The organism is Apibacter raozihei (genome assembly GCF_004014855.1).
GTDB lineage: Bacteria > Bacteroidota > Bacteroidia > Flavobacteriales > Weeksellaceae > Apibacter > Apibacter raozihei.
The window spans coordinates 1778981-1791286 of sequence record NZ_CP034930.1; the positions used below are offsets into that span (position 1 = coordinate 1778981).

Genomic DNA, 12306 nt, shown 5'->3' on the forward strand with positions numbered 1-12306 from the left:
TTTTATATTATTAGTAGTAATCTATAAATTAATACATTATGAGTCAGATGGACAAAAACTCCTTCCAGGCTCCCCAGGCATCCGAATTGGCTAAAAAAGCAGCCGATGCCGGCGGAGTCACCGACCAGGTAAACCAGAAACTTACCGAAGCTACCGCTCCTTTATTCGAAGCCGCCCAACAAGCTCAATTCGCTGCTTCGGAAATACAGCAGGGACTCTCCACCCTTAGCCAGAAATATTCCGATATACCCGATAGTGAACTATTCAAACCCTTAAATAACTTTACGGTCACTCCTCCCGAGGTCCTGGAAAAAGAACTCAGGGAAGAGGCCAGTAAATACTATGCCAAATACGGAGGAGACATAGCCTCCCAGCTGCAGAACTCCCATATCGTGTATGCAACGATCCAGATAGGCGGGCAGGATGTACTGAAAGACAGCCATTTTACCCTGGATATCCACCAGCGCATGGCCGACCATGATGAATTTATGATCAGCTGTTATGCCGAAGCCTTCGGAGATAAGAATGCCTATCCGATGACTCATTCGCGAAACCTGCTGGGGAAAAAATGCACCCTTCAATTCAAGCAGTTCGGCCAGTCAGCCTATGTCTTTACCGGAATCATCACCGAAATATCCAATAAAAAAGTAGACGGGCATAACAAACTCTTTATCCGGGGTCATGCCCCCACCATCCTGCTGGAAAACGGACAGGACTGTGAGAGCTTTGAAGAGCAAGGACTAGAGGCCATTATCCGTAAAGCCACCGGAGAATACCCGCAGGATTTGGTAGCCTGGGACTTACGCCCTAACCTGAAAGACCCGTTAAAATATACCGTACAATACCGTGAAAGCGACTGGAACTTTGTGAAAAGATTAGCGGTACGCTATGGAGAATGGCTGTATTACAACGGACAAAAGATCGTTTTTGGAGGCAGTGGAGGAAAGACCGAAGAACTGGTGGAAGAACAGGATATTTACAGCTATGAGCTGAGTATGCGACTGGTACCCCAGAAGTTTACCTATGTAGGTTACGATGCCAAGCAGGCAAAGAACCATACGGTAAACTCGGACAGTGTGCCCATTACCCACCAGCTGGTGAATCCTTTCCAGCAGCATGCCATCAAAGCCTCCGAAGAGGTCTATTCCAAGGTACCTTTGTCCCTGTATAACCAGTCCTTATTAGAAAAAGGAGAGCCGGAACTCAAAGAGGCGGTAAAAAGACAGAAGCTGAGCCGCCAGAATGTATTCTTTCTGGAAGCCAGGACCAATAACCCGAACCTGAGACTGGGGGATATTGTGAAGATGAAAGCCTGGATGCCGGGGCATGAGATATTTAAAAACGGGGAAGTACCGTTGGAATCGTATAAAGTTATAGAAATCAGCCACCATCAGGACATTACCGAAGGATATTACAACCAGCTGATAGGCGTACCGATGGACAATGAAGTGCCGGCCTACATGGATGAAAATGCCATACCGGAGTGCGAAGAACAATCCGCCATAGTGATGGATAACAACGATCCGGACGGAATGAGCCGTATACGGGTACAGTTTGCCTGGCAGAAGCCCTTTAACGGAATGACTCCGTGGATACGCTCCATTACCCCCTATGCAGGATCAGGCAAAGGAATGCATGTAGTACCCGAAATAGGTGAAGAAGTCATTGTAAGCTTTGAGAATGGGAATGCAGAGAAACCCGTAAGCCTGGGAGCTATGTTCAATGGAAAAGGAAAATCCGGACATGGAGGAGCAGGGAATTATATGAAAGGCTTGCAAACCCCTACAGGAAATAAACTTCTGTTTAACGATAAAGAAGGAAGTGCTTTGCTTACAGATAATGGAGGGGTTAATATGAAATTTGATGGTGCTGGAAATGCGACGACCAATGCGAATAAAATACATTCAGTTAATGCCGGAACGAATGCAAATACATCCGTAGGAGAAGATGCCAGCACCCTGAAAATGGATAAAGACGGTAATATAACGTTGGAAGGAAATACCAATATAACTTTAAAAGTAGGAGAAAACACCATTGTTATAGACCAGAAAGGATTAACATTTACAAATAAGGACGGTAATTCTGTCGCCATTACTCCGGAAGGTATAACGAATACGGCAAAAATAGGAAAAATGAAATCTACAGCAGAAGCGGGAACTGTTTCTATAGAAAGTACATCGGATTCAGCTACTTTTAAAGGATCAACTGATACTAATATCGGAGGGGGCAGTATGACTTATGTGACAGGAGGAGAAGTGGAAATTAATCAATCATAGAAATATTAACTATGTATTACATTAATATTCCACCTTTAGGTGAAAAATATCAATATAAAGTAACCACTGCAAACCGTACTTTGATTGGAAATAAGAATATTGAATTTGTTCAGGATAGAAAAATTGAATTATCCTTATTGAAAATAGAAAACCAACAATTAAAGTTTCGGTATAGGCTCATGAATCATAAAATGGAGGGTTCTTCTCTTATACATCAATGGGCAGATGAAATAGAAGGTATATATAAAGAACTTATTTTACTCACAAATGTTGATGGTGTTCTTGTGGATATTGAGAATTTTAAAGAAATAAATACCCGATGGATAAAACTGAAAGACACTTTGAAAAAGAAATATCCACTAGGTGTAGATTTTATGATAGAAGAGACATCCAAATTACTAAAAGATAAGAATAGATTTATGGAAACCTTTATGGGATATAGTTTTTGGAGAGCTTTTTTTCAGGGTTGGTTTCAGGAATATCAAAAAAAAGAAAAAAAAGAATGGGTAATAAAGAAATATTTTGGAACTATAGATCTTCCTTTAATTCTTAATTCCAGCATTGAAAGCGAACCGGGTAAATTTAATATATCTTCTTATGAAAACACAGCAGACTTAAATAAGAAAAAATTTAATCGGAAAGCATTTGCCCGAATGTTAAAGGATTTGACGGATGTCTATAATATAGACGCTTCATTATCGGTAGATATGGAAGAAAAATATCATTTCAGTGAAAAAGGAGTTTTGCAAAAAGCAGATATTTTTTTAGAAACCTATGTAAACGAATGGTACTCTGTGTCTAATGCTCATCAAATACAAATACTAGAGGAAAATATCAGGGAAAGAAAAGAAAAAGATACTGAAAAGTTAGTAAGCAGGCCCAGTATATTTTTAGATAATCCGGAGAAAAAAAATTCCAAAGGCTTTTTTATAGAAGAAAATCCATATAAAAAGTAAAAATGACTATAGAAGAAATAAAAACCGGAGCTGATTTACGGGAATATACCTTAGAATTATTAGCAAAAAAAGATCAGGAAGCAGCAAATGGGAAATATACTTACCCTCCTTTGTTAGATTATCTGTTGTCTTTATGGACAGTTGCAGGGCAGTATAAAGAAAATGAGCTTTTAACTTTCCGGTTAATTGCAAAAATAGTAGAACAAGCCTTTACTGCACCTAAAAAGCAGGTAAATTGGGAAGAACTGGAAAAAGAACCTTTTATACCCCCTTATAAAAGCACCGTTAATACTCCGGAATATTTTGAGGAAATAAAAAAATATAAGGCTTTTGAAAAGGAACTGCGAAACCATGTAATAAGTTTAAAGATGCTGTTGACCTACGGAGCTGAAAAATTGGGAGTGAAACCTTACGACAATATTTTTACCGGCAACCGATATTTTTGGGAAAATAAAACCACAGAAAAATTTTTAGAAAGAGGCACAGTTCATTTGAAAGACGAAATAGACTGGACGGATTACGAAGAAAAATATCCTGTGACTTGGTCTGTACTTAGAGGTATTTTAAATGGAGGAAGATTTGAAGAGTAAAAAACAAAAACGATGTCTAAAAAAAAATACATACCGGATAATAGCTGGCTTACTTGTGATAAGGGAGCCAATCCTATAAAAATAAAAGTAACTCACAACAATAATAGTTATTTATATGGGGAAAAGCTGGTAAGCGAAATGGATATGGTCCCCGGAGAGAATGTAGATTCCTTTGGCAGCTGTTCTTTATGCGGGTCTTGTGTTTTTGATCCTGTGTATTGGGATAAATGTAACCAGGGAGTAAAAGTAAACAGCTACAAGCTGGTTTTTGAAGATGCGAACCTGCTTTGCAAAAAAGGAGGTAAAATAAAAGTGGATTTTACTGTGCCTTCACAGGCTTCAGGAGCCTCTGTCGGATTGGGAATAGGTATAGGACAGGCACTAAACGGGTTTAATGTTGTAGCGCCAAATTTAATAGGAGTAGATGCCCTTATGCCTCTCGACCAAATACGTTGGAGTCAGAAAACTGTTAATCCCTTTTTTAGTGATAGAAGACCACTTTCAGGTACCAGAGATATAATTTTGAGAAATGGTTCTGCATATGGTCAAATTCCTCCTTTAGAGATTGTTAAAATGTCAGATGGGGGATTTACAACCTTAGATCATAGAAGAGGAGTAGCTTCATTAGAGGCAGGTGCAAAAGAGGTTCCGGCAAAAATAATAGAGGGGAAAACACCTCTTCCATCTGATGAAGTAGCAAGGTTTGAAATAAAATCAAAAAGTCAAGCAAAAAGATTAGGCGTTGATTTAGATTATAGACCTTCGACTTATGAAGATGCAATTCGAGTTAGAAGTGCTAACCAAGGAGCAAGTTTTCCATTAGAAGGTTCTACTACCCCACCTAGAATAACTGGAGAAGGAATAGGTTCAGCACCTAAAGCTAACAGTTTCATTCAAAATACCCGTAATAGTCTTGCTAATACTAACATGGTGAAAAGCATAAATAGTAGTTCCAAAACGTTGAAAATAAATTCTTACTTAGCGAAAAATTCAGGGACAATATCTAAAGTGGGAAAGGTTGCTGGGAGAGGAGCCATTGTAGTGGGGGTTGCCTTGGAAAGTTATAATGTTTATACTACTTATCAACAGGAAGGAGAATTTGGTACAGAGACTAAAAAAGCTACAGGAGGAGCGGTAGGAAGTTTGGCAGGAGCTTGGGCAGGAGCGGAAGCGGGAGCAGCCGTAGGTGCTTTTATTGGCTCAGTTGTTCCTGGTGCAGGAACATTAGCAGGAGGGATTGTAGGAGGTATAATAGGTGGAGCTATTGGTGGTATAGCAGGAAGCAGTGTAGGGAAATGGATTGGTAGCTGGTTTTAAATAAAAATACTAAATTTATATAAAAATAGTTTATGGGAATATTTGCTCAGTTTTTTAGTTCAGAATCTAAAGAAAATAAAAAAATCAGGGCTCAGTTTAAAAATGAAAAATATTTTAAAAAAGAAATTAATTATTTTAATAAGATAATAAATATTTTAATTGAAGATAATAAAGAATATAAACTAAAACATGGTGAAAATACAGCTTATCAGGCTATAAATTTGACTTTAAAATATAATCAAATATTGGAATGTTGTTATAGTCAGGGAGATACTGTTCAAGAAATAATACCATATTTTCATAAAGCCATTCAAAATTTCTCACATGGCTGGTCAGAGGAATATCAGGGGTATAGTTTATTATTACAAATGGTATCATTAGGTATTTTATTAGATATTCCGGAAAATGAATTTCAAAAAATTAAAGATTTTATATATAAGGCAGACAAAAGTAAAATAGAGGAAATATGGAAACCGGATTCTCTTATTTTTTATTTATTGGGAGATCAGGATAAAAAAAGAGATTCTACATTTCCAGCATATAGCAAATTATATCAGATAACTCAGCAATCTAAAACTGAAGCTGAAACTTCATTAGGAAAATATTTAGATAATTGGTATGGTATGCATAAAGAAGAGCCTTGGTATAACACCCACCTTAGAGATACAGGCTACAGCGGTTACTGGGCATGGGAAGTAGCTGCCGTAGTAAAAGTAAAAGGTCTGGATGATTCAAGATTTAAAAATAATCCATATTATCCGTATGATATGGTTCACTGGAAAGAGAAATAATAATATTGAGTATGGGGATATTTGACAAATTTTTTAGTTCAGAATCTAAAGAAAATAAAAAAATCAGGGCTCAGTTTAAAAATGAAAAATATTTTAAAAAAGAAATTGAACGTTGTAATCAATGGATAACTAACGATAAAGAAGATTTTGAAAATTATGTTAAAAAACAAGGAAGTTTAACACCTTTTCATTATATCTCATCCTCCTCCATTAGACTTGATAAATTAAGTAATATGTATTCCTTGGGAGAAGATATTCAATTTATACAAAAAGATTTTTTCGATATAATAGAATGGTTTTCAGAAGGCTGGTCAGAGGAATATCAGGGGTATAGTTTATTATTACAAATGGTATCATTAGGTATTTTATTAGATATTCCGGAAAAAGAGTTTCAAAAAATTAAAGATTTTATATATAAGGCAGACAAAAGTAAAATAGAGGAAATATGGAAACCGGATTCTCTTATTTTTTATTTATTGGGAGATCAGGATAAAAAAAGAGATTCTACATTTCCAGCATATAACAAATTATATCAGATTACTCAGCAATCTAAAGCTGAAGCTGAAACCTCATTAGGAAAATATTTAGATAATTGGTATGACATGCACAAGGAAGAACCTTGGTATAACACCCATCTTAAAGATTGGGGCTACAGCGGTTACTGGGCATGGGAAGTAGCTGCCGTAGTAAAAGTAAAAGGTCTGGATGATTCAAGATTTAAAAATAATCCATATTATCCGTATGATATGGTTCACTGGAAAGAGGAATAATAATATTGAGTATGGGGATATTTGACAAATTTTTTAGTTCAGAATCTAAAGAAAATAAAAAAATCAGGGCTCAGTTTAAAAATGAAAAATATTTTAAAAAAGAAATTGAACGTTGTAATCAATGGATAGATGATGATAAAGAAGATTTTGAAAATTATATTAAAAAACATGGGAAATTAATGGATACCCATTATTTAAGTGCTTGTAAAATTAGATTACAAAAAATTGAAAATATGTATTCATTAGGTGAATCTCCCGTTAAAATGAAAGATACTTATAAGGAAGTTTTAGATTATTTTATTAAAGGATATTCAGAAAATTATAAAGATAATTCATTGGCTTTAGAAATAGTTTCATTTTATAAATTATTGAATTTTCAGCAAAAAGAATTAAATGAAATTATCGATTTTTTAGATAAGTGGGAAAATAATTCTGCGTTAGAAGATATATATAAGCCAGCCCCGTTAATATACTTTATTTTAGGAATGAGAATTATTAAAAGGAGTTCATATAAACCCTATGAAAAATTGTATGAAATTGCAGAACAACCCACAAGCGAAGCTGACATTTCAATAGAAAAATATTTAGATAATTGGTATGACATGCACAAGGAAGAGCCTTGGTATAACACCCACCTTAAAGATTGGGGCTACAGTGGTTACTGGGCATGGGAAGTAGCTGCCGTAGTAAAAGTAAAAGGTCTGGATGATTCAAGATTTAAAAATAATCCATATTATCCGTATGATATGGTTCACTGGAAAGAGGAATAATAAATTTAAAATGAAGATAATAATTTATAATGCTCAGACAGGCCTAAAAAAAGAATGGGAAGAAGAAAATTCATGGGAAAATGCGAAACAGATTTACGATGAAATTCCGGATATATCCGGTTGCTTCCTACTTATAAACAAAAATCAGTTAGGAATTAAATTTCAAGTAATAAATAAAGACTTTTTTAAAAGTATTTTAATATATCGGGATGAACAAAAACCTGTAATAATTAACAAAGAAGAAGGACAAAAAGTTTTGAAGCTTTTATTGGACGATGAATTGGAATATGTTCGTTTATTTGATTTTCCGGAAAAATATTTTAATAATTCTTCTGCAAAATCACAAGCTAATGTTTCCATAGCGAAGGCTGATATTTCTCCCAATTCTGGCTCGGAAACTTTAGTATTTAAAACCCATAAAGGAAAAAATTATACAAAAGAAGAATGGGGAAAATTTGAACAAGAACAATTTAAACTTTATGCACAAAAAAATAAAATACCACTAGAAGAAGAAAAACCAAAAAAAGGAGGTAAATTTTTTTTAGACGAAAAAGAAAGTGATTTTTAAATTTTCAAGAATATCGTTTTAAAAAAAATATTGGAAATTTTATTCACTTGTTAAGATGAATATATTTATAACTATTATCAATAAAATCATTTACTGGATTAAATCTGTATCTTTGTTTCTACAAAATTAAACAGTAGTAATTACATGGGACAGTTACAAAATGATTTTTTTGATTATCAGGCAAAAACCACCTTATACGCCTCAGGTTTTGAAGTAGAAAAAGCGGTAGGTAATTATATCTATGGAAAAGATGGAAGAGCTTATTTAGATTTTGTTGCCGGAGTTTCTGCCAATACACTTGGGCATTCACACCCCAAAGTGATTCAGGCAATTAAAGACCAGGCAGACCGATATCTCCACGTGATGGTTTATGGAGAATATGCCTTGGAAAAACCGGTTCAGATATGCAAAATGCTGGCAGAAAATTTACCGGAACCTTTACATACCACATATTTGGTCAATTCGGGAACGGAGGCTATAGAAGCTTCCATGAAACTGGCGAAAAGATATACTGGCAGACAGGAAATTATTTCTTTTATAGATGCTTACCACGGAAATTCACAGGGCTCATTAAGTCTTGCCGGAAGAGACACCAACAAAAAGCCTTTTGAACCCTTATTACCACAAATAAATTTTATAGAATTTAATAACGAAAATGACTTTTCCAAAATAACGGAAAAAACGGCTTGTGTTATTGTAGAAACCATTCAGGGAGCAGCAGGCTTTATAACACCTGAAGAAAACTATTTTAAAAATCTTAAGAAACGCTGTGAAGACGTAGGAGCTCTGTTAATTTTAGATGAAATACAACCCGGATTTGGAAGAACAGGCAAATTATTTGCCTTTCAATGGTACGGAATAGTCCCTGATATATTGGTAATGGGAAAAGGAATGGCCGGAGGCGTACCTATTGGTGCATTTACAGCATCCGCAGAAATGATGGATTCTTTGGCAGATCATCCTAAATTAGGACATGTAACTACCTTTGGTGGAAATCCAATTCCTGCAGCAGCAGCCTGTGCTGTATTGGAAGAACTTCTTAATACCGACTTAATGGATCAGGTACATGAAAAAGAAAAAATATTCAGGGAAAATTTACAACATCCGGAAATTATTTCTATAAACGGACGGGGGTTAATGCTTGCCGTACAACTAAAATCACCGGAATTTACCCTGGCTGTTGCTAAACGATGTATGGAAAAAGGATTAATAGTTTTTTGGCAGCTTTACAGGAATGAATATATGAGAATTTCACCACCTTTAACCATTACAGAAGAAGATATAAAAAAAGGTTGTAAAATTATACTTGAATCTATTGAAGAACTTACACATTAATAAGGAGCAATGGATCATATCGAAAGATATACTTCTCAAATTCCTTTAAAAATAGTATTTTTACACGTATTAAAAAATCAAAATTATATACTATGGCAACCGCACATATACAGGCAGATCTGGGCGATATAGCGCAAACGGTACTTATGCCGGGAGATCCTCTAAGAGCAAAATATTTGGTGGAAACCTATCTGGAAAATCCGGTACAATTCAATGCTGTTAGGAACATGTTGGGCTATACCGGAATTTATAAAGGTAAAAAAATATCCATTATGGGTTCGGGCATGGGAATGCCTAGCATAGGCATCTACTCGTATGAGTTATTTTCCCGATACGGAGTTGAAAATATTATACGTATAGGTTCAGCAGGCTCCTACCAGGAGAATATAAAAGTTTATGATGTTGTTTTAGCGGATAGTTCCTATAGCGAATCTACCTACGCTAAAATTCAATCAGGGTACGAAAATGACAAAACGTATCCTTCCGAAATTATCAATAAAATAGTGCTTGAAAAATCTGTAGAATTACAAATACCGGTGGTTCAAACCTGTGTACATTCCAGTGATGTTTTTTATGTAGAAGGAGGTTCTGATTATAAAAAATTAGTTGCAGAACATAATTGCGGATGTGTTGAAATGGAAAGTTTTGCGCTTTTTCATAATGCAAACGTATTAGGTAAGCATGCTGCCTGCCTGTTAACCATATCGGATTCATTTATCACAAAGGAAGAAATTTCCTCAGAAGCACGTCAGACATCTTTTGATCAAATGATGCATCTGGCTCTTGAGTCCTCATTAAGTTTATAAAAACGATACTACTAAAAAAGCGGTTGAATAAGTCATTCAACCGCTTTTTTAGTAATATGTAGTATAACAATTATAATTCGTTAATAAAGCGGGTAAACAAGGCAACCAGCTTGTCAAATGCAAAAAGAGAAACTTCCGTGTCATAAATATCATGATATCCGCTTTTCCCCCCTAAAGTATAAACGAAAAAAGATGGAACCCCTTTTTGGTAAAAAGGGCAATGATCACTATTGCAGGCACTTCCACGTACTTTTACCTGTTTAAGATAGTTAAAATTATAACTGATGGCTTCTAATTTAGAGAAAGATTTAGGAAATTCTTTTCCGTTCACTACCTGTATTCCCTCTTCTCCTGTACCCACCATATCAAAATTGAGTAAAAACTTAATTTTTTTTAAGTCAAAAAGTGGATGATCGACAAAAAACTGGGAACCCTTCAGACCCGCCTCTTCTCCAGCAAACGCTATAAATACCAGGTCGAATTTAGGTTTTTCCTTCACATAAGCTTTTGCCATAGAAAGTAACAAAGCAACTCCGCTGGCATTATCGTTGGCTCCCGGAAAGATAACATCATTGATTTTTCCTAAATGATCGTAATGGGCTGTAAGAACAATAAGGCTATCGGAACGTTTTCCCTTTAGGTATCCAACCACATTATTGGCTTCAAAAGCAGGTTCGAATCTGGATTGTAAATCAATATCAACTTTCGTAACAGGCTCAGGTATCGACTGACTGCTTAAAAATATATCTACCGTTTGAGTTTGTACAGGACTCAATGTGTGTATAAATTTAGAAGAAGTCTGCTCAATTACCAAGGGAATTGAAATTCCTTCCAAGACGCCTTTGCTAATTAATTGTGGAATTTCATGGTAAAACTGATTGGCTGTACCATCCCGTATAATCAGATTTTCCGGAAATCGAACATCAGGAAAAACTACCGGATGATGATTAAGTCTTTCCATCTCTTTATCAAAATACGAACGGTCATTCCAATCAAAAATGCTGTCAATTACAGAAGCATTGAATTGCAAAGGTGTAAAAGTTCCTTTTATAGAAGGAGATCCTGCACCTAGTAAATAATCAGTTCCTAACGTCAGTTTTTTATTATTAATACTAACTTCACTTTTTTCAATAATGTTAACCGGATAGGAAAAAGGCTGGAAATAACTGCTGTTTAGTTGAGACAATCCTATTTTACCAAATTGAGAAGCTATTTCTTCTGAGGCTTTCTTCATTCCATCATCCACATATCCTCTACCGGACAATTCTGCGGATGTAAGCTTTTTGATTACTTGTTCCGCATAGTTTTTAGGGCTTTGAGAAAATAAAATAAATGAAATAAAACAAAAGAGACTGGAAATTATTTTTTTCATATATAAATTTTATTAAGTTGATGGATACAGCACATGAAAAATTAATTTAAATTTTCACTTTTTATATAAGGCTGAGAATGATCCGTTGGGATTTTAAATAAAATACTAAGCTGATAATAAGACCGTACACGCTTTTTATTACGCTTTGCTGAATTCCATCTTGACTGTGTTTTTTGTAAAACTCTTACCACTTCTTCGCCACAACCTCCACCAATGTCTTGTATTATTTTAATATTGCTGATTGTACCATTATTTTCCACTACAAATCTAACGATTACTTTTCCCTGAATATTTGAATTGACAGCAGCAGTCGGATATTTAAGATTAGTAGACAGAAATAATAACAGGTGCTGGTAACCTCCTTCAAACTCAGCCTTGGTACTAACTTCATTTTGTTTAAAAATTTTATCATCTGTAGTATGAGTTGACTTTTGCCCAAGTGAGTATGAGGACATAAACATAAGAAAAGCAATAAAAAATACTGTTTTGAGAGAAGAAGATCTGAGCATACGTTTAGATTTTATTTGGGGTTCAATATATTATATTTTAATCAACCGGATAATTATTTTTTTAAATTATTTATTAGTATCAGTAAAAACAAATGAATTTTTCAGAATTACATACCTAATCAGCCTGGGTAATTTGTTTCAATTTAACCATAGAAAACAAATTGCAAGCCAAATTACTTACCACCAAAGATATAAATTTAACTTAATTAACATTTAATTAAAATCAAGTAAAATGAATTTCTTATT

Annotated in this window: 12 protein-coding genes; 10 read left to right on the top strand and 2 right to left on the bottom strand. The window is 35.0% G+C overall.

The features are described from left to right. Positions 1-38 precede the first annotated feature (38 nt). From EOV51_RS07985 to deoD, 10 genes are all read left to right on the top strand, one after another. Positions 39-2276, top strand: coding sequence for a type VI secretion system Vgr family protein (locus EOV51_RS07985; RefSeq protein ID WP_128151627.1), 2238 nt, complete (start codon positions 39-41; stop codon positions 2274-2276). An 11-nt stretch (positions 2277-2287) separates the two neighbouring features. Next, complete coding sequence (locus EOV51_RS07990; RefSeq protein WP_128151629.1) at positions 2288-3232, top strand: hypothetical protein; 945 nt, start codon at positions 2288-2290, stop codon at positions 3230-3232. A gap of 2 nt (positions 3233-3234) precedes the next feature. Then, on the top strand, positions 3235-3822 hold the full coding sequence (locus EOV51_RS07995; protein ID WP_128151631.1) for a hypothetical protein: 588 nt from the start codon (positions 3235-3237) through the stop codon (positions 3820-3822). Positions 3823-3834: 12 nt separating this feature from the next. Beyond that, positions 3835-5139 (top strand): PAAR-like protein, encoded by a 1305-nt coding sequence (locus EOV51_RS08000; protein WP_128151633.1) that lies wholly within the window; start codon positions 3835-3837, stop codon positions 5137-5139. Positions 5140-5171: 32 nt separating this feature from the next. After that, positions 5172-5930 (top strand): PoNe immunity protein domain-containing protein, encoded by a 759-nt coding sequence (locus tag EOV51_RS08005; RefSeq protein WP_128151635.1) that lies wholly within the window; start codon positions 5172-5174, stop codon positions 5928-5930. 11 nt (positions 5931-5941) lie between these two features. Beyond that, entirely contained in the window at positions 5942-6700 is a 759-nt protein-coding gene (locus EOV51_RS08010) for a PoNe immunity protein domain-containing protein (protein ID WP_128151637.1), read from the top strand. A gap of 11 nt (positions 6701-6711) precedes the next feature. Further along, the gene (locus tag EOV51_RS08015; RefSeq protein ID WP_128151639.1) at positions 6712-7470 is read left to right on the top strand and encodes a PoNe immunity protein domain-containing protein; all 759 of its coding nucleotides are present in this window, start codon (positions 6712-6714) and stop codon (positions 7468-7470) included. Between the two features lie 10 nt (positions 7471-7480). Next, positions 7481-8038, top strand: coding sequence for a hypothetical protein (locus tag EOV51_RS08020; protein WP_128151641.1), 558 nt, complete (start codon positions 7481-7483; stop codon positions 8036-8038). Positions 8039-8182: 144 nt separating this feature from the next. Beyond that, a complete protein-coding gene (locus EOV51_RS08025) occupies positions 8183-9373 on the top strand; it encodes an aspartate aminotransferase family protein (RefSeq protein WP_128151643.1) in 1191 nt (396 codons plus the stop codon). A gap of 92 nt (positions 9374-9465) precedes the next feature. Then, positions 9466-10179, top strand: a complete 714-nt coding sequence (gene deoD / locus EOV51_RS08030; RefSeq protein WP_128151645.1) for a purine-nucleoside phosphorylase — start codon at positions 9466-9468, stop codon at positions 10177-10179. Positions 10180-10249: 70 nt separating this feature from the next. Here the strand turns inward: deoD and EOV51_RS08035 are convergent, their stop codons facing one another. Further along, positions 10250-11551 (bottom strand): M28 family metallopeptidase, encoded by a 1302-nt coding sequence (locus EOV51_RS08035; RefSeq protein ID WP_128151647.1) that lies wholly within the window; start codon positions 11549-11551, stop codon positions 10250-10252. 41 nt (positions 11552-11592) lie between these two features. After that, positions 11593-12060, bottom strand: coding sequence for an energy transducer TonB (locus tag EOV51_RS08040; RefSeq protein ID WP_128151649.1), 468 nt, complete (start codon positions 12058-12060; stop codon positions 11593-11595). Positions 12061-12306: the final 246 nt, after the last annotated feature.